Genomic DNA, 25,331 nt, shown 5'->3' with positions numbered 1-25,331 from the left:
GCTTATCGATGCGAGTTCTCGTCACCGGCGCGGCCGGCTTCATCGGCAGTTGGGTGATCCGCCGGCTGCTCGATCGCGGCGACATCGTGATCGGAATCGACAACCTCAACGATTATTATTCGGTCGACCTCAAGCGCGACCGCGTCGCGCTGATCAACGGGCTCAACACCAACCGCTTCGAGTTCATCCAGGTCGATTTCGCCGGTCACGAAGCGCTCGAGGCGGCACTGGCGGGCAAGGAATTCGACCGCATCGTCCATCTGGGGGCGCAGGCCGGGGTCCGCTATTCGATCGACAACCCGCGCGCCTATGTCCAATCGAACCTCGTCGGCCACCTCAATGTGATGGAAGTCGCGCGGCACCGAAAGCTCGAGCATCTCGTCTACGCCTCGTCCTCCTCGGTCTATGGCGGCAATGACACGCTGCCCTTCCGCGTCGAGGATCGCGTCGACCACCCACTCTCGCTCTATGCCGCGACCAAGAAGGCGGACGAGCTGATGAGCGAGACCTATGCCAGTCTCTACCGGCTGCCGCAGACCGGTCTGCGCTTCTTCACCGTCTACGGTCCCTGGGGCCGTCCCGACATGGCGATGTGGATCTTCACCAAGGCGATCCTCGAAGGCCGCCCGATCCCGGTGTTCAACAATGGCGATATGCGCCGCGACTTCACCTATATCGACGACATCGTCACCGGGGTGGTCTCGTGCCTCGATTCGGCGCCCAAGGACGATGGCGAGGAAAAGGCCGGCGGCAGCCGCACCCCGCACGCGATCTACAATATCGGCAACCATCGCTCCGAAGAGCTGGGCAAGATGATCGGGCTGATCGAGGATGCTTGCGGCGTTAAGGCAATCCGCGATTATCAGCCGATGCAGCCGGGCGATGTGCCCGCCACCTACGCCGATATCAGCGCGATCGAACGCGATCTGGGGTTCAGCCCGACGACGCCGATCGAGGTCGGCGTGCCGAACTTCGTGTCATGGTACCGCGAATATCACGGGGTCTGAAGATCAGTCGCCACGGCGGACCGCGAATAGTGCGCGGCGGCCCGGGGAAAAGGGACGGAGCCGCGGCGGAGCCAGTAAATCGAATCCATATCCCGAGAGGAAATCGATCACCCTGGCCTTGTCGTCGAACTCGTCGAGATAGACGGCAGCGACCCGCTCCGCTTCGAATAGGTCTCGCGCGCCTTCGAGCACGTCCATTTCCATGTGCTCGACGTCGATCTTGATCACCAGTTTGCCCGGCAGGTCGAAACTGTCGAGCCGCCGCGCCGCGATGGAGAAGCCGCGCCCGGCAATATGCGCGCGCCCCGCTTTGTCATGTCGCGTCGCGATTCCGGATACCGCACCGGTCGCGAAATCGAGCTCTCCCGCCTCGGCCGCCAGGGCCACGTTGATCGCCTCGAACCCGAAACGCTCGGCATTTACCGCGAGCCGCGCGAATGTCGCGGGATCGGCCTCGAACGCGACCACGCGAAAGTCGCGGAACAGCCGTTGCGCATCGGCGATGACAGACGAGAATATGCCGATATTGGCACCGACATCGACGAAGGTGACACCGTCACCGAGCATCATGCTGACCCGCTGCATCACCAATGTCTCATCGCGCAGCAGGCTGTTCGCGTGGGCAAGCCGCGCTGCGCGGTAATAGCCGTTCTCGCGCAACGCGTTGATCCTGACCTTGCGCGTGAACAGGATGACGTCCAGATCGCGCGCGCCGTGGCGCAGCCGCGTCAGCCACTCGCGCAGCCGCGGCCGCTCGTTGATCTGCTTCTGGATCAGCCGCAGCCGATTGAAGCGGCGCTTACTCACGCCGCGATCTGCTCGATCAGCCAATCGTTCGCCGCGCAGTCGATCACCAGATGGACGCGGTCGGTGTCGCCGTCATTGGTCACCGCATGGGGATCGGCCAGGCGCAGATACCAGGCCTCGCCGGGCGCCATGGCGACGGGCACGCGGTTGAGCAGGAACGTCACGCCGGGATTGGTCGTGATCGGTACATGCAACCGCGCTTGGCCCCAATCGGCGGCGAGGTCGTGATCCGCATGCTCCTTGATCTTCGACCCGGGGGTGAGACGCATCAGCCGGACCGCTTTCAACGAACAGGGAATCGCCGCCAGCACGCTACGGAAATACGGGGTGGCGTCCAGGATGGCGGCATCGACGAATTCCGTCGCGTCGGGTGGGGTATAGGCCTGCATGATCGGATGCGTCGCACCTGCCTGGTGCCGCAGCGGCAAGACGTCCCATCGTCCTTCGTAATTCTGCCGGACGAAATGGTCGGTCCAGGTCATCGCCTCGACCGCCGCCAGGTCGGCCTGCAACCGTGCGGGATCGAACGCCAGCGCCAATCGGGCTCGGTCGGGCAGCGTCAAGGCAGGTTGTTGCATCCAGTCGGTCAGGATAGGCTCCCATCGGCCGCACGTCCTGGGCGGCCGGTCTCGACCCTATTCCCCCTCTCATCCGATTGCCAAGCACCTGATGTCCGATCCCGATGCTCTAGCCCGCCTGCGCGCGATGATTCTGGCCGATGAAGCTTTGGCCGACAGACTCGCGTTGATCGAAGATCGCGACGCGTTCTCCGCCGCCGCTGCGGAAGCCGGCCGCAGCGGCGGGATCACGATCACAGCCGAAGCGATCCTTGCCGGCAGCAAGCGCGATCCCTTGGGAATCGAGCGCTTTACCGGACAGCAGGTAACTACGTTGGATTGGCCCGGCCGCAACTGGCTGCCCGCCGCATTGCTTCCGGCACCAGGCCAGCTGGCGATCGACTGGGTTCATTTCGGCGACGCCCCGCTCCTCGAGTCCTTCTTCGAGGACTCGCTGCGCCGCGCCAAGCGCCGGCCGATCAACGCGCTGCTGAAGGTCTGCACCCCGCTCGGCACTCTCGGCAATCGGCCACCGCCAGACGCAACGGCCGCGCCGGATGGCCTGATTTTTCACATGTCGCGCTGTGGCTCGACGCTGGTGTCGCAGATGCTGGCCGCAATGCCGGGCAGCATTATGGTTTCGGAGGCGCCCCCGCTCGATGCGATCGTCCAGCTGGTGCACAGCCACCCGGAGGCTCCGCTCGATCAACGCGTCACGCTGTTGCGCGGCATGGCCGCCGCGCTGGGTCGCGACCGCTTCGGCAATCGCCGTCATTACGTCATCAAGACCGACAGCTGGCACAGCCTTGCGCTCCCGCTGTTCCGCGCCGCGTTTCCCAATACGCCCTGGGTTTTCCTGTTTCGCGATCCCACCGAAGTGATGGTGTCGCAAATACGCATGCGCGGATCACAGACGGTGCCGGGCACCGAGCTCGATGCGGTCTTTGCGATTCCCGATCCACACAGCCTGTCGACCGAAGACTATATCGCCCGCGTGCTCAATCGCGTGACTCAGGCGGCGGTCGACCATGCCGAAATCGGTGGGGGGTTGTTCGTCGATTATGCCGACCTGCCCTATGCGGTCGAACGACGCATCTTGCCGCATTTCGGGATCGAGGCGGACCCCGAGGGCCTGGCTGCCCTGCGTGCGGCGGCGACGTGGGATGCCAAAGCCCCGAGTTTCGCCTTCGAGCCCGATGCCGAGAACAAGCGCCGTAGCGCCAGCGATGCTGTCCGCGCCGCCAGCGAGACATATTTGAGCGGTCTGCATAACGATCTGAAGACCTTGGCGGCCCGGGGCTAAGCTCGCGTTCAGCGAAATCTGAGAACGACTTTAACGCCTTGAACGGCTACACGGTCCTTCGTATGCCCGGCGGGCAATCGCGGGGGAAAGCGATGTATTCGTATCGCGTATCGGGGCTCGAAGTCGCCAGTGAGGTGACCCTTCCCGGCCTGATTCCGGGCAATCCGAACGGCGCACCCGATGTGACGATTCGCCGCGCGGCAGTACCCAGAACGTTGGATGGCGCGAGTGCGATTGGTCCAACCTGGCAGCGCGCCGACGGGCGTTTCCTGATGCATGTCCCGAATGTCGCGCGCTTCCTGCTGGAGGGGGGACGTTCGATCGCCTTCGAGGCGGAAGAGGATGCCGAACTGCAGGATGTGGCGGTGTTCCTCTCCGGCAGTGTGTTCGGCGTGCTCCTCCATCAGCGCAATCATATCGTTCTCCACGCCAGCGCAGTGATGGTCGGCGGCAAGGCGGTGCTGTTTTGCGGACAGTCCGGCGCGGGCAAGTCGACCTTGGCCGCGGCGCTCGGCGAACGGGGCTATTCGCTCATTGCCGACGACCAATGCGCGATCGAGATCGGCAGTGACGGTATTCCCAAAATCCAGGCCGACGGCCGCCAACTTCGGCTGTGGGAAAAGAGTATCGACGAGCTCGGCCTCGGCGATCGCCGCGGTGACCCGATGCGCAATCGGCTGCGAAAATTCTATGTCGAGCCCGCCGCCGCCAGTGATGCAGCGGTGTCGATCGGCGCGGTCTATGCGCTGATCGAGATACGCGGGCAGCAATTGCCCGATATCGAACAGCCTAACGTCGTCGACGCGACCAGATTGCTCGTCGCCAATGCATATCGCCCATTGCTCGTGCATCGGCTGAACCAAAGGGAAATCTATTTTCGCGCCGCCGCCGCCCTCGCCGCGACGGCAGGCATTTTCCGGCTGAAGCGGCAGTTCGGGTTCGATGAGATGCCGGCGACAATCGCGATGCTGCAGACACACTGGGCGGACATCGGATTGGGGGACGCGGCACCGTGATCCCCACGATCTGGCTGGCTTCCTATCCGAAGTCGGGCAACACCTGGTTCCGCATCCTGGTCGCGAATTTGTGGTCGAACAGCGATAGTCCCGTCGACATCAATCTGATCGAAAGCACCGATCCGATCGCCAGCGCTCGCAATCCGTTCGACCAGCAGACGCTGATCGATTCTTCGCTGCTGACGAACGACGAGATCGACCGGCTGCGTCCGGCTACCTACGCCTATGCCGCGTTGGGCGAAACCTTGGCCGATCCGGACGATCCCTGTTTTCCGGTGCGGTTCGTCAAGGCGCACGACGCATATACGTTTACCGATCGCGGCGAACCGCTGATGGCGGGATCGAGCGGTGCGACTGGGGCGATCCTGTTCGTCCGGGATCCGCGCGATGTCGCGGCGTCCTTCGCCCACCATATGGGCAGTTCGATAGACACGGCCATAACCCGGATGAACGACGCCGATTTCTGCCTCGCTTCGGCATCGGATCGACTCGATCGCCAATTTCGGCAGCGCTTGTGCGGCTGGAGTGGCTTTGCGCGGAGTTGGCTCGACCAGCGCGACATCCCCGTCCATCTAGTCCGGTACGAGGACATGCTGACCGACACAGCGGCGACCCTGTCGGCAGCGTTGCGGTTCGCGGGATTGGAACCTAACCCCGAGGCAATCGATCGTGCGGTCGCCTTTGCTTCGATCAGCGAGTTGCGGCGCCAGGAGACCGAGAAAGGCTTTCGCGAAGCGCCCCGCAAGATGAACGGATTTTTCCGCCGGGGCACGTCGGGCGGTTGGAGGGACGAATTGACGAGCGCGCAAGTACTTCAAATCGAACGTGATCATGCAGTAATGATGGATCGGCTCAACTATAGCCGATCTATGGCTGACGCAGGGGGACAGCAGTGATTTATCGAGACGGAGACTGGCTCGCAGCCAAGGTGGGCGACGAGATGGTCATGATGAGCGCGACCAACGGCAATTATATCGGCCTCTCGCCGGTCGGCGCGCGCATCTGGGAATTGCTCGAAACGCCGCGCTCGATCGAGGCGCTGTGCCGCGCATTGGTCAGCGAGTATGACGTCGATCCTGCAATCTGCCGGGCGGAGGTCGATTCGTTCATCGCCACGCTCGGCCAACATCAGGCGGTTCGGATCGGCGATGCCAGCTGAGCGAGAGCGGAAACCGGTTCAACGGCGATGAGTGCCATTTGCGGCGTGGTGCGGTTCGATGGCGCCGACGTTTCGCCGCGCTGCGTCGACCGCATGGCTCGAGCCATGAAGCATCGCGGTGCCGACGGCGTCGAGACCGTCGAGCTTGGCCGCCTCGCGCTGGGCCATTGCCTGCTGCGGGTCAATCGCGAGGATATCTACGAGGCGCAACCGAGCATCACCCGCGACGCGGTGCTCGTCGCCGACCTGCGCCTGGACAACCGCGAGGAACTCGCCACCGCGCTCGGCATCGCCGACGCCGACCTTGCCGTTCTGCCCGACAGCGAATTATTGCTGGCCGCCTGGCGCCATTGGGGTGACGATTGCGCGCGCCACCTGCTCGGCGATTTTGCCTTCGCGATCTGGGATCGAGCGAGAGGCACCTTGCTGCTCGGCCGCGACCACATGGGCCAGCGCGTGATCCATTATCACTACGGGGATGGCTTCCTGGCGTTCGCCACCGAACTTGGCGGACTTTTCGCGGCCGACGACGTCCCGCGTCGAGTGAACGAGGACGAATTGGCCCGCCGACTGTTGAAGTCGACCGAGCGAATCGCGGGCGAACTCATCTACGCCGACATCCACGTGCTTCCAGGCGGCACGACGCTGTCTCTGACCGCTGGTGGTATTGTCACAATCAACCGTTACTGGGAGCCGCACGCCGGCCCCGTACATCTCGACCGCGACGACGCATATTATCTCGCGACCTATCGCGCGACGATCGAGGAGGCGGTGGCGTGCCGGCTGAGGCGGCTGAACGATCCGCCGTCTTTGCTGTTCAGCGGCGGCTTCGACAGCGGCATCATCGCCACGATTGCCGGGCCGATCGTCGCAGCGCGCGGATGGGTGCTCACGTGCATCGCGTCGGTCCTGAAGGAAGGTGATTCGCGACGCAACGCCCGCTCTGCCGTGGAGGCCTTTCGCGGGCTGCCGGGCCTCGATTTACGCTACTATGTTCGAGGCGAGGAAACCAGCTACGACGATCTCGAAGCGACATTCGGCCGGACCTTTCGTCACCAGCCGCCAAGCGTCGTCCGGTGCCGGATGGGCGAGATGGCACGGGCTGCAGGGTCTCGCCTAATCCTAGACGGCCATGGGGGCGACTACACCGTCAACGTATTTGATGCCGCGATGCTCGGCGCCATTCTTCGTAGCGGCGACGTCCGCCGCTTCGTGCGTGAATACCGGGCGCGAATGCGCTTCACCGGTTGGTCAGCCTGGCGCGTATTTGGGCGCGATGTGCTCAGTGCCTTGGTGCCGCAATGGGTGCGCCGGCCATGGCGCGTTGCGGTCAACGGCTTTCGTCCGGCTTGGCAGCGACGCGGCGTACAGCGCGACTTTGCCTTGCGAGCTTTCGCCAACGGTGTCGTCAGCCGCCGTCGGTTGCGGGACGGGTTTCATCCCGGTCCTCGCTGGCGCGGACTATGGTTGGAAATCTGCAATTGGACCTCGGCCGGCGCTGCCGGCAATTACATCGCCATGACACCGGATCTCGACTTGACCCGACCGTTTCACGACAAGCGCATCGTGGAACTGGGCTGCGCCTTGCCAGATCATTTGTTGTTTCGCGACGGTCGCGAAAGATGGCTGGCTCGCACCGCCTTCGCCGACCGGCTTCCTCCCGCCTTGATCCGACGGATGCCGGGCAATGATCGGGAACAACCCGATTTGCTATCAATGGATATCCAGGCCGCGCCCGCTATGCTCGCGGCACTGGATGACGTTCGGCATGATGACGCAATCGCACGGTACATCGACGTAGATGCGCTCGCCGCAATGCTCCGCGACGGGGTGTCGGAAGAACGGCTGAGTGACCGTATCCGGCTGGGCTTTGCAATGAAGGCGCTGACAACGGCTCGGTTCTTGGCGTGGCTCGACCGCAGCAATCGCTGACGTGAAGTCCGCGCCGTTACGATCCCTGGCTCGTCGATGTAGCCTGCGTATCTGGGATGACGGTGTTAAAGCTCGTCAATGTTGCGCGTTCCGCCGAGGCAATGATCACCACCGGCGTTTCCCACTGCTTGCGCTTATTCGACGGTTCCAGTCCGAAAGAAGGCTCGCCTGTGGCCAACATCGCAAAATTCCCCCAACAATGCTGCGATCTTGCGCAGCGCCTATTCCTAATCCTTTTTGCGCCTAGTCTCCGCCAGAGGTCAAGTCGAACGGTATTTCGGCAAATAAATTCAACTCACTTTGAACCTTTCTCCAAGCGAATCTCCATTCCGGTGATATTTTTTTTCTCACTCAGCTAGGAATTGCCGGAGAACGCTTTTAAGGTCTGGATAGTGCTGCCGGGGGGCCAGTGCAGCGAATCGCACAACCCCTCGCTTCCGACAAAGCAAGCGAGAGGTGGAAAATGTCGAGCCCCTTCCTGGCCGAAATCAGGACCTTTTCGTTCAATTTCGCGCCCAAAGGCTGGGCGATGTGCAACGGCCAGATTTTGTCCATCCAGCAGAATGCGGCCTTGTTCTCGCTTCTTGGGACCACCTATGGCGGCAATGGCGTGACGACGTTCCAACTGCCCAATTTGCAGAGCCGTACGCCAATACATTGGGGCCAGGGTCCTGGCCTCGCCAACGTTTCGCTGGGTGAAGTGGGCGGCGAGGAAAATCACACGCTGACCAGCGTGGAGATGCCGCTCCACAACCATAGTTTCACTGCGACGACGTCGCCCGCGACGAAGGCAGGTGTCAATCTCGGCGTCTTCGCCGACGACGTTGACACTCAGCCGGTCGATTATTTCGCCGCGTATAACGCGCCCAATTCATCCTATGTGAATCTCAATCCGCTCAGCATGTCGACCGCGGGTAGCAGCCAGCCCCACAATAATATGCAGCCATATCTGGTGCTGACCATTTGCATAGCGCTGCAGGGCATCTTTCCGTCGCGCAACTGATCGACATCGCGCACTATCGCAATTGAGAGGTTATCATGGCGACTCCTTATCTCGGTGAAGTCAAGATGTTCGGCGGGAGTTTCCAACCCCGCGGCTTTGCGTTCTGCAATGGGCAGCTCCTTCCGATCTCACAAAACGACGCATTATATGCGCTGATCGGCACCACTTATGGTGGCGACGGCGTCACGACGTTCGCGCTGCCCGATCTCCAGGGACGCATTCCGCTTCACCAGGGCACAGGCCCGGGACTGTCGACGCGCGTCATTGGGGAGAAGGCCGGGACGGAGACCGTAACCCTGATCACGACCCAATTACCCTCGCACGGGCATCAGCCGGTCGCCAACAATACCGATCCGACCAACGACGCTCCCGCCTCGAACACGATGCCGTGCCGACCCAAACAATCAACCGGCGGGAATTCGGCGACACTCTATACCGATTCGACCAAGACGCCGGTGGCTGGCAACCTGAAGCCGATGCTGGCGGGCATTATCGGCAATGCCGGGGGCAACCAGCCGCATGACAATATGATGCCTTTTCTGTGCATCACCTTCATCATCGCGCTGGAAGGCGTCTTCCCGAGCCAGAATTGACCGGAAGGATAGACAATGAGCACTCCCTACGTCGCAGAGATTCGGATGTTCGCCGGCAATTTCGCGCCGAGGAGCTGGGCGCTGTGCAACGGCCAGCTCATGGCGATATCTCAAAACACCGCCTTGTTCTCCTTGATCGGCACGTTCTACGGGGGCAACGGTCAGACAAATTTTGCCCTGCCCGACCTGCGCGGTCGCGCGCCGATGCACTGGGGCAGTGGCGCGGGCCTGAGCCAATACGTGATCGGCGAAACAGCCGGTGAAAACAGTGTCACCTTGCTCAGCACGGAAATGCCCCTGCACACCCACTCGATTTCGGGCGCGACGATCGCGAATTCTACCCCGGGCGCGACACCGGCGAGCAATACGCTGTTCACCAATTCGTCGCCGAATGGGGTCTACGCGGCGGCAGTCGGCACGCAGGTTTTCCTGGCGCCTCAGTCGATCTCGACCGCCGGGGGATCGCAGCCGCATAACAATACGCAACCTTATCTGGCGGTCACCTTCATCATCTGTCTGCAAGGCGTCTTCCCGGCACGGAATTGATCGATTTCCATGATCGAAGTTGCTGGAATTCCGGCCTTCGCGTTGCCGGAAAGCCTTTTGACAGAAGGTTTGTCGCTCCGGCCGGAAACCGACGCTGATTTGCCCTTCCTAATGCAAGTCTTTGCGTCGACACGGGCGGAGGAACTGGCGCTTGTCCCCTGGACGCAGGACGAGAAGCGCGCTTTTCTGGTCCACCAATTCAGCGCGCAACGGAAACATTATCGGGCCTATTATCCCGATGCCGCCTATGACGTGCTGGAACGAGACGGAACGCCGATCGGCCGGCTTTACGTCGATGAACGGCAGACCCGAGTCCATATTCTCGACATCGCATTGATGCCCGATCGGCGTGGCGGCGGCGTGGGTACCGCGATTGTAAACGCCCTCCAAGACTATGCCCGCGCGCGCGATAAGGGTGTCGATATATTTGTCGAACGGATCAACCCTGCGAAATCGCTATACGACCGCATGGGCTTCAAGGTGATCCGCGAAGAGGAAATCTACCTGGAAATGGAGTGGACGCCCGACGGCGTCAGTTGAACGTCGCGCAATAATCGACACCAGCCTCGCTGCGCCCCGCCGGAACCAGAAAGATATCCTGATCTCCCATCATAGGATGAGACAGGCGATAAAGACCCTGCGGTTGGACGTCCTGGTCCGCAACTCGGAACACGAGTTGGAACGGATCGCGAAAATCACCGAAATTGGGCTTGTGAGGCAGCGGCTTCGCGTCGATCAGCTTGAAGGCGACGAGGTCCGAGGACTCGGCTCTCGGGATTGTGAAATCAGTCCCGACATGCGGCGCGAAATCCTCGAGAACCAGTTTTTCGTCCGCCATTAGCTTCCCCCTTTGCGACGCATGATTTCACTGGCCCAGCAGCGCCGCGCGATCAAGCGTGCAGCACCGCACGAATCGCCATCGCGACAACCGCCAGCGCCGCGACGCTAGCCGTCCAGATCGCCGCCATCCAGCAGAGTCGCTTCCATAATGGACCGGCGTCGTCGGCCATCAATGATAGCCGCCCGATTCGCCGACCTTGCCGCGGAACACCCAGTAGGACCAGCCGGTGTACGCCAGGATCAGGGGCACCATGATCACGGTGCCGATCAGCATAAAGGTCTGGCTATTCGCGGGCGATGCGGCCTGCACGATCGACACCGATCCTGGCACGATGTCGGGAAACATGCTGATCCCCAGTCCGATGAAGCATAGCAGGTAGAGAGCGAGCGTGAGCAGGAAGGGCATCAGCTCCTTCTTCCTGAGCAATGCCCACCAGAAGGCGAGCGACAGGACCGCCACCAGCAGCGGCACTTGCGCGGCGACCAGCACGTTCGGGAAGGCGAACCAGCGCTGGTAATAAAGATGATCGAGGAAAGGCGTCGCGGCGCTCACCGCGATCACGGCCACAGCCGCGGCAAGACCGGCGACCTTCGCCAAGCGATAGGCATGCGCCTGAGTCCCGCCCTCGGTCTTGAAGATCAGCCAGCAGCTGCCGAGCAATGCATAAGCGGCCACTGTGCCGACGCCGGTGAGCAGCGAGAAGGGCGACAACCAGTCGAGCCAGCCGCCGCCATAAGCGCGGCCCGATACCTGTACGCCCTGGAGTAGCGCACCGAGCACGATCCCCTGCGCCAAAGCGGCGGTCACCGATCCGGCGGTGAAGGCAATATCCCAGAACGCGCGGTGCCGCGGATCGCGCCAGCGGAACTCGAACGCGACGCCGCGGAACACCAGGCCGAGCAGCATCGCGATGATCGGCGGATACATTGCCGGCATCAGGATCGCGAAAGCGAGCGGGAACGCTGCCATCAGCCCGCCGCCGCCCAGCACCAGCCAGGTCTCGTTGCCGTCCCATACGGGCGCGATAGCGTTCATCGCCTGGTCGCGTTCCTCGCCGACGCCGAACGCCGGGAACAGGATGCCGATGCCCAGGTCGAACCCGTCCATCACCACGTACATGAACACGGCAAAGGCGATGACGAACGCCCAGATATAGGCAAGCGTGGGATCGACGGTCATGGCTCGTCTCCCATCTGAGCGGCGGGCGTGATGCCGGCGGTCCGGATCGGCGCGTCCGACAATTCGGTTTCGTGCGCCCCGGGCCCCTTCTGCATCAGCTTCAGGATGTACCAGACGCCGATCCCGAACACCGCGAAATAGACGATTACGAACGCTGCCAGCGAGGTCGCGACGGCTGGCGTGGCCAGCGGCGAGGCCGACTGGCTGGTCCTGAGCAGGCCATAAATCGTCCAGGGTTGGCGCCCGACCTCGGTCGTGATCCAGCCTGCAATCACCGCGACGAAGCCCGACGGCCCCATCACCAAGGCGGCGCGGTGCAACCACTTCCAATCGTACAGCTTGCGCCGCATGCGCGCGGCCAGGCTACACAATCCCAATCCGAGCATCGCCAGGCCCAGTCCGACCATCACCCGAAACGACCAGAACACGACCGCGACCGGCGCCCATTGATCGCGCGGAAAATCCTTCAGTCCCTGGAGCGGCGCATGGGGGTCGTGCTTCAGGATCAGCGAACCGGCATAGGGGATCTCGACCTTGTAATGGACCTTGCCATCGGCGTTGGACGGCAGCCCGAACAGGACCAGCGGCGCACCGTTCGGACTCGGATCGAAATCGCCTTCCATCGCCAGCACCTTGGCCGGTTGATGCTCGAGCGTGTTGAGACCCTGCTGATCCCCGGCAAGGATCTGAACCGGCGCGACCAGCGCGGCCATCCACATCGCCATCGAGAACATGGTGCGAGCGGCCTGGAGCGACGGTGTCGCTCCAGGACTCGCTGCGGCGGCCGGCGAGCCGCGAGGCTCGTCCGACGACGCGGCTTTGCCGCGGCGCCGCGCATCGGCGAGCAAATGCCAGGCGCCACAAGCCCCGACCACCAGCGAAGTCGTCAGATACGCCGCGATCACCGTGTGCACCAACCGATACGGAAAGCTCGGGTTGAAGATCACCGCCGCCCAGGATCCGGCGACGACGAACTGCCCCTGTGCATTCATCGCGAACCCGGTCGGCGTCTGCATCCAGCTGTTGACGCTCAGGATCCAGAAAGCGGAGATGAAGGTGCCGAGCGCGACCATGCAGGTCGCAGCGAAATGCAGACCCTTCCCCACCCGCTTCATCCCGAACAGCATCACGCCCAGGAAACCGGCTTCGAGGAAGAACGCGGTCAGCACTTCATAGGCCATCAGCGGTCCGATCACCGGACCCGCCTTGTCGGAGAAGACCGACCAATTGGTGCCGAACTGATAGGACATGACGATTCCCGACACGACGCCCATGGCGAACGCGACCGCGAAGATCTTCACCCAGAAACGGAACAGGTCGAGATAGACCGACTTTCCCGTGCGCAGCCACAGCCCCTCGAGCACCATCAGGTAACTCGCCAGGCCGATCGAAAAGCTGGGAAAAATGAAATGAAAGCTGACGGTGAACCCGAACTGGATCCGGGCGAGCAGCAAGGCAGTCTCAGCGGCAGTCATCGCCACCTCCTTGCCCGCCGCCGATGCGCCCGGAGCGAGTATAATGCAAGTGCGCTATGCGCAGCCTGGGTTGTGTGGGACGGCAGCGGACAGGCGAGTTCCGGTTGCCCGCCGGAGCATCGCACGCCCCGGAGTCAGGATTGTGGCCGGAAGTCGACGAGCTCGATGTCGAACACCAAGGTCGACTTGCCCGGGATGACGACCTTGCCTTGCTCGTCGCGCTGATCCTCGGCGCCATAAGCCAGCCGCGACGGGATCCACACGCGCAGCGTCTCGCCCTTGGCCATCAGCTTCAGCGCCTCGCTGAAGCCCGGCACCACTCCCGAAACCGGCATCGGTGTCGGCTGGGTCGATTTGTCGAAGCGCGTGCCGTCGACCAGCTTGCCGTCATAATTGACCAAGGCGACGTCCGTATCGGTGGGGTGCGCCCCCGTCGCCGGCTTGATCACCCGATATTGTATGCCGGAAGCGGTCTGAACCACGCCGCGCTGCCGGCGATTCCTGGCCAGGAATGCGTCCTCGGGCGACAGCGGCACCGCCGGCACCTTGGCGGCAGCAGTCCTTTTGGCGGCAGCAGTCCTTTTGGCGGCGGCCGTCCTTTTCGCGGCTGGCGCTTTCTTGCCAGACGCCGGGACCATGGCCATCGTGACCGACAGCGCGCCGATCAGGCAAGCCGTCGCGATCCTCAGCCCCATGGCGTCTTGCCTACTTGCCGGTCGGCGCGGCCGGCGCTGCGGCGTTGCCTGTCGGGGCAGGCGCACCGCCTGGCTCGCCGCCTGGAGCCGCACCGCCGGCGCCGGGAGGTCCACCAGCACCGCCAGCGCCGCCCATGCTTTGCATCATCTGCTTCTGATATTGCTCGATGACCGCCTGAGGCAGGAAGTCGATCAGCTCGATGTCGAAGACCAGGGTCGCATTGGCCGGAATCGGCCCCGCGCCCTTGTCGCCATAGCCGAGCTTGGCGGGAATCCAGACGCGGAACTTCGCGCCCTTGCTCATCAGCTTCAGCGCCTCGCTGAAGCCGGGGACAACGCCCTTAATCGGCATCGGCGTCGGCTGCTGCGACTTGTCGAAGGTCGTGCCGTCAAGCAATTTGCCTTCGTAATTGATCAGCGCGACGTCGGTGTCGGTCGGGTTCTTGCCCTTACCCGGGGTGAGCACCTTGTACTGCAGCCCCGAGGAGGTGGTCTTCACGCCCGGCGCCCATGAATTGAACGTCATGGTCAGCGAGTCGCGCGCGCTGCCGCCCCACCACATGAACATGCTGAACAGCAATGCACCGGCGCCCAACACGGCGAGCACGATGCCCAGCCACAGGACGCGCTTCGCGCGCGGATCGAGCGGCGCCTTTGCGGGCGCCTTCGGGGCAATAGTATCAGCCATGTTCTATCGGTTCACTGTCCTGGAGGAGGGACGAGGCTCTCGCCGCCGCCCGGGGGCGGGCCACCGGCACCGCCAGGCGCACCGCCCGGCCCGCCGGGACCGCCCATGCCACCGGCACCGCCGTTCATCATCTGCATCTGCCGCTGATATTGTTCGACCACCGCTTGCGGCAGGAAATCCTTGAGCTCGATATCGAACATCAACGGCGAATTCGCCGGCAGGACGACATTGCCCTGCTGATCCTTCTGGTCCTGCGCGCCATAAGCGAGGTCGGCGGGGATCCAGACCCGGATCTTTTCATTCTTGTGCATCAGCTTCAGCGCTTCGCTGAAGCCTGGGACGACGCCCTTGACCGGCATCGGCATCGGCTGCTGCGACTTGTCGAAGACCTTGCCGTTGCGCAGGCGGCCTTCATACTGGACCAGCGCAACGTCGGTGTCCGTTGGCGACGCGCCCGTACCCGGCTTGATCACTTCGTATTTGAGACCAGAAGACGTCGTCTTGACGTCCCAGCCGCGCTGCGACCTGGTGAACAGATCGTCCCCCTGCCGCGCGAGCAGGAAAGCGGCGATCACCGCGACGGCGATGCCGATCCACAGCAGCCAGATATAGCTGCGCTTGACGGGTTGCAGGGGAACGGCGGTCACGGACATGGGAGCAAGCCTCGACGGAAAGGCCGCGTACGACCGCGGCCGGGACACGCTGTTCTCGGTAGGTCCGGGGGCCGCGCCTAGCAAGCCCCCATACAAACGACGATAAAGGCCTTACTTGGCCCCGTCGCGCTCCATCCGCTTGCGCTCGAGCTTGCGCGCACGGCGAACGGCGGCGGCGCGCTCGCGCGCACGCTTCTCGCTGGGCTTCTCGTAATGACGGCGCAGCTTCATCTCGCGATACACGCCTTCGCGCTGGAGCTTCTTCTTGAGAGCCCGAAGCGCCTGATCGACATTGTTATCGCGCACGATGATTTGCATAAAACCCGTCAACTCCAGATCAAATGGATATGGCCGCCCCAGACAAAGTCCGGGCGTGAAGTGCGCGGCTCCTAACAGCGGGTTCGACAAAAGGCAAGCGAGTCGACTGTTGCGCCTTGGCCGCAGCCGTGAAGCGTGCTTCCGGCGCGCCGACTCAGTTCCGGCGGTGCTTTCCGCCGTAGCGCCGCCCGATATAGTCGCCGATCTTGCCCATCTCGCTGGCCGCTGCCAGCGCGCTCGCGCTGCAACAGGGTAACGCATTCTGCGCCTCGTCGGCCGCACTGGCCACTTTCTCGCACAGATTCTCGATATCCGCGCGCGTCAGCAGGTTCTTTTCACGCAATACACACAACAGGCTTTGCAGGATCAACATCGTCTTGTCGCTGCCGTTTTCGGTAGCGAGGTCGATATCTTTCATCACCACCCTCTCCTCATTTTCGAAGAGAGGTTATGCTTATTGCGCCAAAAGGCAAGCGGGTGGTCTAATCGTTCACTGAAGCCCGCCGCCGAGTGCACGATATAACTCGACCAGGTTGCTCGCCCGGCTCGTTCGTGTGGTCACCAATTGCTGTTCAGCCGCATAGGCTGTTCGTTGCGCGTCGAGCGCGACCAGGAAGCTGTCGACGCCCGCGCGATAGCGCGCGTCGGACAATTTGGCCGCGACCTGCGCGGCATTGGCGCGCGCGGTCTGGGCGGAAACCTGCTCGTCGATCGTGCCGCGCTGCGCGAGCGCGTCGGCGACTTCGCGAAAGGCGGTCTGGATGGTCTTTTCGTACGTCGCCACGGCGGCCTGTTGCGACGCCTTGGCGTAATCGAGATTGCCCTTGTTACGGCCGGCATCGAACAGCGGCAGCGCGACTGAGGGGGCGACATTGTAGGTGCCCGTCCCCGCCCCGAACAGCCCGGTCAGCCCGCTGCTGATCGTGCCCAGCGCCGCGGTCAGCGAGATGCGCGGGAAGAAGGCGGCGCGCGCCGCACCGATATTCGCGTTTTGCGCAACCAACTGATGCTCGGCCTGGAGTACGTCGGGGCGTCGCAACAGCACGTCCGACGACAGGTTGGCGGGCAAGGCGCCGCGAGTCACCCGGCCATCGCCAAGCGCCGCCGGCAACAGATCGGCCGAGACCGTCGTCCCGGCGAGCAGGTTGAGCGCATTCTGGTCCTGCGCGATCCTGGTCTGGAGCGTGGCGATATCGTTGCGCGCCGCCTGATAATTGGTTTCGGCCTGCCGCGATTCGAGCTCGGAGGCGACGCCGATGCGGAATTGGGCGCGCGTCAGGTCGAGCGTCTGTTCGAACGTCTTGAGGGTGTTTTGCGACAGCCGCAATTGTTCCTGGTCGGACGCGAGCGTCAGCCAGGCAGTGGCGATTTCCGCGATCAGGCTGATCCGTGTCGTGCGCTGCGCTTCTTCGGTTGCGAAATATTGTTCGAGCGCGGCCTTGGACAGGTTGCGCAGCCGCCCGAACAGGTCGAGCTCGAACGCCGAGAAACCGACATTGGCCTGGAAATACTGGATGTCCGTCGACGAGCCGCCGCCGGCTGCCCCCCCGGTGTTCGCGGCCGCACCTGCGGTGTTCGTATAGGTGGCCGACCCGTTGGCGCTGATGCTCGGCAGGATATCGGCGCGCTGGACGCGATATTGCGCGCGCGCCTGGAGCACGTTCGCCGCGGCCAGCCGCAAATCGCGATTATTGTCGAGCCCGAGCTGGATGACCTGGCGCAGACGTTCGTCGGTGAAGAAGTCGCGCCAGCCGATCGCGGTGACATCGGGCGCGTCGGTCGCGGCGCGCGGATAGATGCCCCCCTCTGGTAGCGTAGCGGGAACGGCGCCCGAAGGCCGGACATATTTGGGAGCCAGGTTGCAAGCGGACAGCGTGCTGCCGGCAAGCAGGAGGGCGAGGATGGGACGAACAGTCACGGATCAGGCTCCCTGCGGCGAGACCGCACCGGTATCGTGGTCGGTCGCGGTGTCGCGTTCGCCGTGCTGGCCGAACAGCCGCAGCACGACCACGAAGAACATCGGCACGAAGAAGATGGCGAGGATGGTCGCCGACAGCATGCCGCCCACGACCGCCCGGCCGATGGCATGCTGCCCGCCCGCCCCGGCGCCAGCGGCGATCGCCAGCGGGAACACGCCGAAGACGAAGGCAAAGCTGGTCATCAGGATCGGACGCAAGCGCAGCTTGGCTGCGGCGACCGCCGCCTCGAACGCGTTGAGTCCGTCGCGCATCTTCTCCTCGGCGAACTCGACGATCAGGATGGCGTTCTTCGCCGACACGCCGATCGTCGTGATCAAGCCGACCTGGAGATAAATGTCGTTGTTGAGCCCGGTGATGGTCGCGGCAAGCAAGGCGCCGAGCACGCCGAGCGGCACGACCAGCAAGACCGAGATCGGCACCGACCAGCTTTCATACAGGGCGGCAAGGCACAGGAATACGATCAGCAGCGACAATGCATAGAGCGCCGGAGCCTGCCCACCCGACAACCGCTCCTCATAGGACAGGCCGGTCCATTCGAGCGCGGTGCCGGGGGGAAGCTTGGCATGGATAGCCTCCATCGCCTTCATCGCCGCGCCCGACGCCACGCCGGGCGCGGGCGCACCCTGGATTTCGATCGCCGGCTGACCGTTATAGCGCGTCAGCTGCACCGGCGCCTGTGCCCAGTCCAGCGTCGAGAACGCCGTATAGGGCGCCATCTGGCCGTTGTTGGAACGCACGTAGAAGCTGCCGATATCCTCGGGCTTGAGCCGGTACGGAGCGTCGGCCTGGACGTAGACGCGCTTCACACGGCCACGGTCAATGAAGTCGTTGATATAGGCGCCACCCCACGCCGCGGAGATGGTGGAGTTCACCTCGCCGAGATCGAGCCCGAGCGCGCGCGCTTTGTCCTGGTCGATATCGACCTTGAGCTGCGGAGCATCCTCCAGCGAGTTGGGACGCACGCCGACCAGATTTTTGTCTTGGGATGCCATGCCCAGCATCATGTTGCGGGCCTGGATCAGCCGGTCGTGTCCGATTGCCCCGGTATCGACCAACTGCAGATCGAAACCGGTCGCGTTGCCGAGTTCGGAGACCGCGGGCGGCACGATCGCGAAGATCATGCCGTCCTTGTACTGCGAAAAGGTACCCATCGCCCGGCCCGAAATAGCCGCAGCACTGTTCTGCCCGCCTTTGCGTTCCGACCAGGGCTTGAGCGGAATCCAGGCGATGCCGCTATTCTGGCCGGCGCCCGCGAAGCTGAAGCCATTGACGGTGAAGACGCCTTGGACGTTCGCCTTTTCATCCTGCAGGAAATGGTTTCGCACGAGGTCGAGCCCCTTGGCGGTGCGGCTGGTCGTCGCGCCCGACGGTCCCTGGACGATGGCGATGACATAGCCCTGGTCCTCGTCGGGCAGGAAGCCGGTCGGCAAGCGCCAGAACAGCAGCCCCATGCCGATCACCACCAATGCGTAGATCAGCATCGAGCGCTTCCAGCTGCGCGCGGTCGAGCGCACGCCTCTTTCGTAGCGGACCTGGCCGCGTTCGAACTTGTCGTTGAACCAGCGGAAAAAGCGCGCCAGCAGGCCGTTACCCTCGCTCTTGTTCGCGTCATGGGGCTTCAGGATGGTCGCGCACAAAGCGGGGGTCAGGATCAAAGCGACCATCACCGACAAGGCCATGGCCGATACGATCGTCAGCGAGAACTGGCGATAGATCACGCCGGTCGATCCGCCGAAGAACGCCATGGGCAGGAACACCGCCGACAAGACAAGCCCGATACCGACCAGCGCGCTGCTGATCTCGTCCATCGACTTGCGCGCGGCGTCCTTGGGACTCAGCCCCTCGGTCGTGATCAGGCGCTCGACATTCTCGACCACCACGATCGCGTCGTCGACCAGCAGGCCGATCGCCAGCACCATGCCGAACAAGGTCAGCGTGTTGATGCTGAACCCGGTCAGCGCCATCACGGCGAACGTCCCCAGCAGCACGACCGGCACGGCGATCGTCGGGATCAGCGTGGCGCGGAAGTTCTGGAGGAACAGGAACATCACCAGGAAGACGAGCACCACCGCCTCGACCAAAGTCTCGACGACATGCTCCACCGACAGCCGCACGAACGGCGTGGTGTCATAGGGGTAGATGACCTTCACGTCGGACGGGAATTGCTTGGCGACCTCGTCGACCTTCGCCTTCACCGCCTCGACCGTGCTGAGCGCGTTGGCGCCCGGCGCCAGTTTGATGCCGATGCCGGTCGCCGGCTTGCCGTTATATTGCGCATCGAACCCGTAATTCTCGGCGCCCAGTTCGACCCGTGCGACGTCGCCCAGCCGCACCACCGATCCGTCGGCGCCGCTCTTCAGCCGAATCTGCGCGAATTGCTCGGGGGTGTTCAGACGCGACTGGACCGAAACGGTCGCGTTGAGCATCTGCTCCTTGGGCGCCGGCAACCCGCCGACCTGGCCGGCCGAGACCTGCGCGTTCTGGGCGCGGACCGCGGTCATCACGTCGGTCATCGTCAGCGCGTAGTTGTTGAGCTTGAGCGGATCGACCCAGATCCGCATCGCATATTGCGAGCCGAACAATTGCGTATCGCCGACGCCGTTCACCCGGCTGAGCGGATCCTGCACCTTGGTGGCGACGATATCGGCAAGGTCCTTGCCGTCATGTGCGCCATTTTCCGAATAGAGGCCGATGAACATCAGGAAGTTCTGGGTCGCCTTGGCGACCTGGATACCCTGCTGCTGGACTTCCTGCGGCAGGAGCGGCGTCGCCGCCTGCAGCTTGTTCTGGACCTGGACCTGCGCGATGTCGGGATTGGTACCCTGTTCGAAGGTCAAAGTGATGGTGACGGTGCCGGCCGACGAGGACGAGGACGAGAAGTAGCGAAGGTGGTCCAACCCCTTCATCTGCTGCTCGATGATCTGGGTCGTCGTATTTTCCAGCGTCTGCGCGTCCGCGCCCGGATAGGTCGCGGTGATCGAGATCGACGGTGGCGCGATGCTGGGGAATTGCGCGATCGGCAACGACCGGATCGCGATGATGCCGGCCAGCATCAGGACGATCGCGATCACCCAGGCGAAGATCGGCCGGTTGATGAAGAAACGTGACATGGACGGTTACTTCGCCTGGGCCTGGCCCGGTTGCTGCGGCGCAGCGGGCTTGGCGTTGGGATTCCATGGCTGCGGCGTGACGGGCATGCCGGGGCGCAGCATCATCGCGCCTTCGACGATCACCTTGTCGCCGGGCCTGAGGCCGCTCGTGACCAGCCAGGCGTCGCCGACCACGCGCTCGGTCTTGATCACGCGCGACTCGACCTTGTTGCCCTGACCGACGACCAACGCGGTTGCGTTGCCGCGCTCATCGCGGCCCACGCCGCGCTGCGGCACCAGCATGCCCTGGAGCTGGGTTCCCTGCGCCAGTTGCGCGCGGACATACATGCCGGGCTGCAACAGCCCGTTGGGATTGGCGAATTGCGCGCGGATGGTCTGCGACCCGGTATTGGGATCGACCGTCACGTCGGCGAAACGCAACGTGCCTTCGGGTCCGTAGGTCGAGCCGTCCTCCAGCTTCAGCCGCACTTGCGCCTTGCCTTCGCTCGCCACCTGGCCCGCCAGGATTTGCTGCCTGAGCTTGAGCAGGTCGGCGCTCGATTGCTGGATGTCGACATAGATGGGATCGAGTCGCGAGATGGTGGTCAGCGCATCGGCCTGCGACGCGGTGACCAGCGCGCCGGTGGTATAGATCGACCGGCCGATCCGCCCGCTGATCGGCGCGCGAATGGTGGTGCGGGCGAGATCGATCGTGGCGCTGCGCAGCGCCGCCTGCTGCGCGGCGACATCGGCACGCGCCTGCGCGGCACTGGTCAGCGCGTTCTCGTAATCCTGGCGCGAAATCGCGTTGATCTTGACGAGTTCGCCGTACCGGCGCGCGAGCGCGGCGCTGGAGGCGATCGCCGCCTGGGCCTTGGCCAAAGCCGCACGCGCGTTGGCGACCTGCGCCTGATAGGGCGCAGGGTCGATCCGGTAGAGCGCCTGGCCCTTGCTGACCATATCGCCTTCCTGGAACAGTCGGGCGAGGATGATCCCGTTGACCTGCGGCCGCACGTCCGAGGTTTCATAGGCGGTGGTACGGCCGGGGAGCTCGGTGATCAGCGTCACCGGCTGCTCCTTCACGATCACATATCCGACCGGCGGCGCGCCCTGGGCCGGCGGCTGCTGCCCACCCTGTCCACAAGCGGCAAGCGACACGAGCGCGATCGCGGGGAGCGCGTTGCGGATTAGTGACATACCGACCCCATTGATATATGCTGTGTGAGTGAACGTTCACTCACAAAAATGCTGCTACTGCGAACAACTGACCTAAGTCAACCCGAGGATTGAAGAATGTCGACGATGTTGGATTGCTGGGGGCTGTTGCCCACCGTTCCCGCCGGACGGGCGGCGGAGCGCCGGCAGCTCATTCTCGACACGTCGCGGCGCCTGTTCATCCAGAACGGATTCCACGGGACCGGCGTAGCGCAGATCGCGGTCGCATCGGGAATCAAGGTCGGCCAGATCTATCGCGATTTCTCCTCGAAGGAGGATATCATCGCCGCGATCGCGTTTCGCGACCTCTCGCAATTCCTCGACGAAGCCACGCTACAACGCGCGATCGATTCCGGCGACATGACAGCGATCCGCGAGTGGATCCTGGCCTTCGTCTCATGCGACGATGACATCGAAGGCTATCGGTTGATGCCGGAGATCATGGCCGAATCGTCGCGCAATCCGCGCGTCGCGCGGCTGCAGGAGGACATCAGCGCGAGCGTCAAGAGCGCGCTGACGGCGGCGCTCGAGGCGTGGGCACCCGGAAAGGATCGCGAAACGGCCCGGTCCGAACTGGCCGACCTGATCCTCGCCCTGGGCGGCGGGCTCTGCCAGACGATCGTCATGGAAGCGCAACGGGGCCGCGACTATCAGCCCTTGTGCGAGCGGTTGCAGGGGATCGTCAGCCGCGAACTCGAACTGATCCGCGGCGGGGAGAGTGGACAGCCCCTGTCGGCCTAACGGCATCTTCGGCCCCTTCGACCGGAGGCATCGCGCCATACGGCGAATGACGCGACGCGTCGGATTGAAAAAATTTCGAGGACGATGTCGATTTTCGACTCCTTCGCTCGTCGTTCGAATGCCGCTCCCCGAGAGGCGGCATCGACGAGGAGGCAGGACGATGTGTGTAATGAGATTCCAGAACGCCGCCGACGGCAATGGACGCGGCCGGTCCGAGGCGACGGCAAAAAAGATGGTGAGATCGCTGGGCAGGCTCGCGGCCATGCTGACGATCACCGCGCCTGTCTTGTTCGCCATGTCGGCCGGCACCGCAGCGGATCAGAAGGCATCCTATCCCCGCATGGCGCCCGTCGACGCCTACCTCATGGACCGTAATCAGGAGGTTGCCCTGGCAAGGAGCGCGGCGCCCGAGTCCATTTCCAAGAACGCGACGATCCTAGTCCTGACGCGCACCGGCTATGAAACCGCGGTTACGGGCACCAACGGCTTTGTCTGCATGGTGTCCCGCAGTTTCAGCAGCGCACCGGATTGGCCTGAACGCTGGAATCCGAAAATCCGCGCCGCCGAATGCCAGAATCCACAGGCGGCACGGTCGATAGCGCCGCTGGCCAAGCTCCGAACCGCCATGACTCTCGCCGGCCGGAGTGACGCGGAGATCATGGCGCGCATCAAGACAGCGCTGCGCACCAGAGAAATTCCGCCGCTGGCGCCGGGCGCCATGTCCTACATGATGTCGAAAGCCTCGTATCTCTCCGCTGAGGGCGATCACGACATGCCGCACGTCATGTTCTTCATCCCCTTCAAGAACGGCGACAATTGGGGCGCCAACGCACCGGGATCGCCCATTTTCGGCGGCAATTACTGGTTCGCGACGCCAGACCATGCAGCCGAAACGGCTGCCCTCCCGCCCTTGTCGGTCCTGCTTCTGGGAGCCTGCAGCTGGTCCGACGGCACGCCCGCGCCAACGCACCAGATGTAGGAGCGCCTCGGCCGCACGCCGCTCCGGTTGCGGCCCCCTGCCCACGCCGCTAAGCCGCGCGCATGTCGCACGGCGCCCCGCTCACGCTCTACAACAGCCTGTCACGCTCGCTCGAACGGTTCGAGCCGATCGACGCCGCGAACGTGCGCGTCTATTCGTGCGGGCCGACGGTCTATAATTACGCGCATATCGGCAATCTGCGCGCTTATGTCTTCACCGACACACTGAGCCGCGTGCTGACGTGGAAAGGCTATCCGCTCACCCACGTCATCAACATCACCGATGTCGGTCATCTGACCAGCGACGCCGATGCCGGCGACGACAAGATGGAAGCGGCGGCGCGCAAGAACGCGACCAGCATCTGGGACATCGCCGCGCACTACACCGCGGCGTTCAAGCAGAACCTCAAGGACCTCAACATCCGCGGGCCGTCGCGCTGGTCGGTCGCCACCGACCACATCCAGGACATGATCGCGTTCGGAGAGAAGATCGCGGCCAAACATTGCTACCAGCTCGATAGCGGATTGTATTTCGACGTCTCGACCGTGCCGGACTACGGCCGGCTGGCGGGCGCGCAGGAGGATGTTCGCGAGGGTCGGATCGATACGGTCGAGGGCAAGCGCCATCCGCAGGACTTCGCGATCTGGCGCGCGTCGGCGCCCGGCGAGAATCGCCAGATGGAATGGGATTCGCCCTGGGGCCGTGGCGCGCCGGGCTGGCATCTCGAATGCTCGGTGATGAGCGAGAAATATCTCGGATCGCCCTTCGACATCCATACCGGCGGGATCGACCATCGCGAAATCCACCACCCCAATGAGATCGCGCAGAACCAGGCCTATTGCGACTGCCCGGAGCAGCCGGACTTCACCGGCGCGCGCTGGTGGATGCACAATAACTTCCTGGTCGAACGCGCCGGCAAGATGTCCAAATCGTCGGGCGATTTCCGGACCTTGCAGAAGCTGATCGACGCCGGCGTCCATCCGCTCGCCTATCGCCTGATGTGCCTGTCGGCGCACTACCGGTCGGAGCTCGAGTTCAGCGAGGAGAATCTCGCCGCAGCACTCACCCGGCTGAAGCGCCTGGCGATCACCGTGGGGCAGCTCCGCGACCGCCCGCCTGCGCCCTCTGCCGCATCGGCGCTGCCCTATCGCGAGCGGCTCGACGAGGCGGTGTCGGACGACCTCAACACGCCCAAGGCTCTGGTCGTGCTCGACGAATTGCTCGCGGACAAAAAGGTCGCACCCGCCGACCGTCTCACCGCGCTCGCCGATTTCGACGCCGTGCTCGGGCTCGATCTCGGCAGTCTGAGACGCGAGGATTTGCGTGTCCGCCCGACGACCGCGACTTTGGCCGAAACCGATATCGCCGCAAAGCTTGCCGAACGGCGAGAAGCCCGCGCGGCCAAGGACTTCGCCCGGTCCGACGCGATCCGTGACGAGCTGGCGGCGCAAGGGGTAGAGGTGATGGACGGCGATCCAATCGGCTGGGACTGGCGGCCAACGCTCGCTTGAAAGCCCGCGTCAGGTGGCTAAGCTCCCAGCTGGACAATCAGAATC

At 63.6% G+C, this 25,331-nt stretch carries 27 protein-coding genes; 13 read left to right on the top strand and 14 right to left on the bottom strand.

The features are described 5' to 3' along the window. The first annotated feature begins 8 nt into the window (after positions 1 to 8). Positions 9 to 1,007, top strand: coding sequence for an NAD-dependent epimerase/dehydratase family protein (locus Q0L25_RS15710; protein ID WP_296615924.1), 999 nt, complete (start codon positions 9 to 11; stop codon positions 1,005 to 1,007). Between the two features lie 3 nt (positions 1,008 to 1,010). On the opposite strand, the gene Q0L25_RS15705 is transcribed toward Q0L25_RS15710, so the two are convergent. Together Q0L25_RS15705 and Q0L25_RS15700 are read right to left on the bottom strand one after the other, a co-directional pair. Further along, positions 1,011 to 1,814, bottom strand: coding sequence for an FkbM family methyltransferase (locus Q0L25_RS15705; RefSeq protein ID WP_296615922.1), 804 nt, complete (start codon positions 1,812 to 1,814; stop codon positions 1,011 to 1,013). Then, entirely contained in the window at positions 1,811 to 2,392 is a 582-nt protein-coding gene (locus Q0L25_RS15700) for an aspartyl/asparaginyl beta-hydroxylase domain-containing protein (protein ID WP_296615921.1), read from the bottom strand. The genes Q0L25_RS15705 and Q0L25_RS15700 overlap by 4 nt, the downstream gene beginning before the upstream one ends. A gap of 91 nt (positions 2,393 to 2,483) precedes the next feature. Between Q0L25_RS15700 and Q0L25_RS15695 the strand changes: the two genes are divergently transcribed. The 9 genes from Q0L25_RS15695 (at position 2,484) to Q0L25_RS15655 (ending at position 10,463) form a co-directional block, all read left to right on the top strand. Continuing rightward, entirely contained in the window at positions 2,484 to 3,674 is a 1,191-nt protein-coding gene (locus Q0L25_RS15695) for a sulfotransferase (RefSeq protein WP_296615919.1), read from the top strand. Positions 3,675 to 3,766: 92 nt separating this feature from the next. Then, on the top strand, positions 3,767 to 4,690 hold the full coding sequence (locus Q0L25_RS15690) for a hypothetical protein (protein WP_296615917.1): 924 nt from the start codon (positions 3,767 to 3,769) through the stop codon (positions 4,688 to 4,690). Next, positions 4,687 to 5,586 (top strand): sulfotransferase domain-containing protein, encoded by a 900-nt coding sequence (locus tag Q0L25_RS15685; protein WP_296615916.1) that lies wholly within the window; start codon positions 4,687 to 4,689, stop codon positions 5,584 to 5,586. Before Q0L25_RS15690 ends, Q0L25_RS15685 begins: the two co-directional genes overlap by 4 nt. Continuing rightward, a complete protein-coding gene (locus Q0L25_RS15680) occupies positions 5,583 to 5,849 on the top strand; it encodes a PqqD family peptide modification chaperone (protein ID WP_296615914.1) in 267 nt (88 codons plus the stop codon). The genes Q0L25_RS15685 and Q0L25_RS15680 overlap by 4 nt, the downstream gene beginning before the upstream one ends. A 27-nt stretch (positions 5,850 to 5,876) precedes the next feature. Continuing rightward, entirely contained in the window at positions 5,877 to 7,781 is a 1,905-nt protein-coding gene (locus tag Q0L25_RS15675) for an asparagine synthase-related protein (protein ID WP_296615912.1), read from the top strand. Positions 7,782 to 8,244: 463 nt separating this feature from the next. After that, positions 8,245 to 8,784, top strand: a complete 540-nt coding sequence (locus Q0L25_RS15670; RefSeq protein WP_296615910.1) for a phage tail protein — start codon at positions 8,245 to 8,247, stop codon at positions 8,782 to 8,784. Positions 8,785 to 8,819: 35 nt separating this feature from the next. Then, on the top strand, positions 8,820 to 9,377 hold the full coding sequence (locus tag Q0L25_RS15665) for a phage tail protein (protein ID WP_296615909.1): 558 nt from the start codon (positions 8,820 to 8,822) through the stop codon (positions 9,375 to 9,377). A 15-nt stretch (positions 9,378 to 9,392) separates the two neighbouring features. Further along, complete coding sequence (locus Q0L25_RS15660; RefSeq protein WP_296615907.1) at positions 9,393 to 9,923, top strand: phage tail protein; 531 nt, start codon at positions 9,393 to 9,395, stop codon at positions 9,921 to 9,923. 9 nt (positions 9,924 to 9,932) lie between these two features. Then, on the top strand, positions 9,933 to 10,463 hold the full coding sequence (locus Q0L25_RS15655) for a GNAT family N-acetyltransferase (protein ID WP_296615905.1): 531 nt from the start codon (positions 9,933 to 9,935) through the stop codon (positions 10,461 to 10,463). Here the strand turns inward: Q0L25_RS15655 and Q0L25_RS15650 are convergent. The 12 genes from Q0L25_RS15650 to Q0L25_RS15595 form a co-directional block, all read right to left on the bottom strand. Further along, the gene (locus Q0L25_RS15650; protein ID WP_296615903.1) at positions 10,456 to 10,761 is read right to left on the bottom strand and encodes a hypothetical protein; all 306 of its coding nucleotides are present in this window, start codon (positions 10,759 to 10,761) and stop codon (positions 10,456 to 10,458) included. The two genes, Q0L25_RS15655 and Q0L25_RS15650, sit on opposite strands and share 8 nt — an antisense overlap. Before the next feature lie 52 nt (positions 10,762 to 10,813). Further along, a complete protein-coding gene (locus Q0L25_RS15645; protein WP_296615901.1) occupies positions 10,814 to 10,933 on the bottom strand; it encodes a DUF2474 family protein in 120 nt (39 codons plus the stop codon). Next, entirely contained in the window at positions 10,933 to 11,943 is a 1,011-nt protein-coding gene (cydB, locus tag Q0L25_RS15640; RefSeq protein WP_296615900.1) for a cytochrome d ubiquinol oxidase subunit II, read from the bottom strand. The genes Q0L25_RS15645 and cydB overlap by 1 nt, the downstream gene beginning before the upstream one ends. Next, complete coding sequence (locus Q0L25_RS15635; protein ID WP_296615898.1) at positions 11,940 to 13,418, bottom strand: cytochrome ubiquinol oxidase subunit I; 1,479 nt, start codon at positions 13,416 to 13,418, stop codon at positions 11,940 to 11,942. The genes cydB and Q0L25_RS15635 overlap by 4 nt, the downstream gene beginning before the upstream one ends. A gap of 134 nt (positions 13,419 to 13,552) precedes the next feature. Further along, entirely contained in the window at positions 13,553 to 14,113 is a 561-nt protein-coding gene (locus Q0L25_RS15630; protein ID WP_296615897.1) for an FKBP-type peptidyl-prolyl cis-trans isomerase, read from the bottom strand. A gap of 10 nt (positions 14,114 to 14,123) precedes the next feature. Beyond that, complete coding sequence (locus Q0L25_RS15625; protein WP_296617770.1) at positions 14,124 to 14,681, bottom strand: FKBP-type peptidyl-prolyl cis-trans isomerase; 558 nt, start codon at positions 14,679 to 14,681, stop codon at positions 14,124 to 14,126. Between the two features lie 131 nt (positions 14,682 to 14,812). Then, on the bottom strand, positions 14,813 to 15,454 hold the full coding sequence (locus Q0L25_RS15620; protein ID WP_296615895.1) for an FKBP-type peptidyl-prolyl cis-trans isomerase: 642 nt from the start codon (positions 15,452 to 15,454) through the stop codon (positions 14,813 to 14,815). 111 nt (positions 15,455 to 15,565) lie between these two features. Beyond that, positions 15,566 to 15,772 carry a 30S ribosomal protein S21 gene (gene rpsU / locus Q0L25_RS15615; RefSeq protein WP_056428702.1) on the bottom strand — a complete coding sequence of 69 codons (207 nt, stop codon included), beginning with the start codon at positions 15,770 to 15,772 and terminating at the stop codon, positions 15,566 to 15,568. A 154-nt stretch (positions 15,773 to 15,926) separates the two neighbouring features. Beyond that, positions 15,927 to 16,190, bottom strand: a complete 264-nt coding sequence (locus Q0L25_RS15610; RefSeq protein WP_296615893.1) for a hypothetical protein — start codon at positions 16,188 to 16,190, stop codon at positions 15,927 to 15,929. 72 nt (positions 16,191 to 16,262) lie between these two features. Continuing rightward, a complete protein-coding gene (locus Q0L25_RS15605; protein ID WP_296615891.1) occupies positions 16,263 to 17,690 on the bottom strand; it encodes an efflux transporter outer membrane subunit in 1,428 nt (475 codons plus the stop codon). A 3-nt stretch (positions 17,691 to 17,693) separates the two neighbouring features. Beyond that, on the bottom strand, positions 17,694 to 20,861 hold the full coding sequence (locus tag Q0L25_RS15600) for an efflux RND transporter permease subunit (protein ID WP_296615889.1): 3,168 nt from the start codon (positions 20,859 to 20,861) through the stop codon (positions 17,694 to 17,696). A 6-nt stretch (positions 20,862 to 20,867) separates the two neighbouring features. Next, positions 20,868 to 22,037 carry an efflux RND transporter periplasmic adaptor subunit gene (locus Q0L25_RS15595; RefSeq protein ID WP_296615887.1) on the bottom strand — a complete coding sequence of 390 codons (1,170 nt, stop codon included), beginning with the start codon at positions 22,035 to 22,037 and terminating at the stop codon, positions 20,868 to 20,870. A gap of 96 nt (positions 22,038 to 22,133) precedes the next feature. On the opposite strand from Q0L25_RS15595, the gene Q0L25_RS15590 reads away from it, so the two are divergent. The 3 genes from Q0L25_RS15590 to cysS all read left to right on the top strand — a co-directional run bounded on the left by Q0L25_RS15590 (position 22,134) and on the right by cysS (position 25,286). After that, a complete protein-coding gene (locus Q0L25_RS15590) occupies positions 22,134 to 22,796 on the top strand; it encodes a TetR/AcrR family transcriptional regulator (protein WP_296615886.1) in 663 nt (220 codons plus the stop codon). 262 nt (positions 22,797 to 23,058) lie between these two features. Then, positions 23,059 to 23,775, top strand: a complete 717-nt coding sequence (locus Q0L25_RS15585; RefSeq protein ID WP_296615884.1) for a hypothetical protein — start codon at positions 23,059 to 23,061, stop codon at positions 23,773 to 23,775. Positions 23,776 to 23,837: 62 nt separating this feature from the next. Further along, positions 23,838 to 25,286, top strand: a complete 1,449-nt coding sequence (cysS, locus tag Q0L25_RS15580; RefSeq protein WP_296615883.1) for a cysteine--tRNA ligase — start codon at positions 23,838 to 23,840, stop codon at positions 25,284 to 25,286. Positions 25,287 to 25,331 lie beyond the last annotated feature (45 nt).

The organism is Sphingomonas sp. (genome assembly GCF_024508665.1).
Taxonomy (GTDB): Bacteria; Pseudomonadota; Alphaproteobacteria; order Sphingomonadales; family Sphingomonadaceae; genus Sphingomonas.
Note: the sequence above shows the minus strand (reverse complement) of the source record. Positions and strands in the feature narration are given on the sequence as shown.

Bases quoted from the DNA above. Each gene is read 5' to 3' on its own strand.
- Q0L25_RS15710 (WP_296615924.1), top strand. From the start codon at position 9: ATGCGAGTTCTCGTCACCGGCGCGGCCGGCTTCATCGGCAGTTGGGTG.
- Q0L25_RS15700 (WP_296615921.1), bottom strand. From the start codon at position 2,392: ATGCAACAACCTGCCTTGACGCTGCCCGACCGAGCCCGATTGGCGCTG.
- Q0L25_RS15695 (WP_296615919.1), top strand. From the start codon at position 2,484: ATGTCCGATCCCGATGCTCTAGCCCGCCTGCGCGCGATGATTCTGGCC.
- Q0L25_RS15690 (WP_296615917.1), top strand. From the start codon at position 3,767: ATGTATTCGTATCGCGTATCGGGGCTCGAAGTCGCCAGTGAGGTGACC.
- Q0L25_RS15675 (WP_296615912.1), top strand. From the start codon at position 5,877: ATGAGTGCCATTTGCGGCGTGGTGCGGTTCGATGGCGCCGACGTTTCG.
- Q0L25_RS15670 (WP_296615910.1), top strand. From the start codon at position 8,245: ATGTCGAGCCCCTTCCTGGCCGAAATCAGGACCTTTTCGTTCAATTTC.
- Q0L25_RS15665 (WP_296615909.1), top strand. From the start codon at position 8,820: ATGGCGACTCCTTATCTCGGTGAAGTCAAGATGTTCGGCGGGAGTTTC.
- Q0L25_RS15660 (WP_296615907.1), top strand. From the start codon at position 9,393: ATGAGCACTCCCTACGTCGCAGAGATTCGGATGTTCGCCGGCAATTTC.
- Q0L25_RS15655 (WP_296615905.1), top strand. From the start codon at position 9,933: ATGATCGAAGTTGCTGGAATTCCGGCCTTCGCGTTGCCGGAAAGCCTT.
- Q0L25_RS15650 (WP_296615903.1), bottom strand. From the start codon at position 10,761: ATGGCGGACGAAAAACTGGTTCTCGAGGATTTCGCGCCGCATGTCGGG.
- Q0L25_RS15645 (WP_296615901.1), bottom strand. From the start codon at position 10,933: ATGGCCGACGACGCCGGTCCATTATGGAAGCGACTCTGCTGGATGGCG.
- cydB (WP_296615900.1), bottom strand. From the start codon at position 11,943: ATGACCGTCGATCCCACGCTTGCCTATATCTGGGCGTTCGTCATCGCC.
- Q0L25_RS15635 (WP_296615898.1), bottom strand. From the start codon at position 13,418: ATGACTGCCGCTGAGACTGCCTTGCTGCTCGCCCGGATCCAGTTCGGG.
- Q0L25_RS15630 (WP_296615897.1), bottom strand. From the start codon at position 14,113: ATGGGGCTGAGGATCGCGACGGCTTGCCTGATCGGCGCGCTGTCGGTC.
- Q0L25_RS15625 (WP_296617770.1), bottom strand. From the start codon at position 14,681: ATGTTCATGTGGTGGGGCGGCAGCGCGCGCGACTCGCTGACCATGACG.
- Q0L25_RS15620 (WP_296615895.1), bottom strand. From the start codon at position 15,454: ATGTCCGTGACCGCCGTTCCCCTGCAACCCGTCAAGCGCAGCTATATC.
- rpsU (WP_056428702.1), bottom strand. From the start codon at position 15,772: ATGCAAATCATCGTGCGCGATAACAATGTCGATCAGGCGCTTCGGGCT.
- Q0L25_RS15610 (WP_296615893.1), bottom strand. From the start codon at position 16,190: ATGAAAGATATCGACCTCGCTACCGAAAACGGCAGCGACAAGACGATG.
- Q0L25_RS15600 (WP_296615889.1), bottom strand. From the start codon at position 20,861: ATGTCACGTTTCTTCATCAACCGGCCGATCTTCGCCTGGGTGATCGCG.
- Q0L25_RS15595 (WP_296615887.1), bottom strand. From the start codon at position 22,037: ATGTCACTAATCCGCAACGCGCTCCCCGCGATCGCGCTCGTGTCGCTT.
- Q0L25_RS15590 (WP_296615886.1), top strand. From the start codon at position 22,134: ATGTCGACGATGTTGGATTGCTGGGGGCTGTTGCCCACCGTTCCCGCC.
- Q0L25_RS15585 (WP_296615884.1), top strand. From the start codon at position 23,059: ATGCTGACGATCACCGCGCCTGTCTTGTTCGCCATGTCGGCCGGCACC.
- cysS (WP_296615883.1), top strand. From the start codon at position 23,838: ATGTCGCACGGCGCCCCGCTCACGCTCTACAACAGCCTGTCACGCTCG.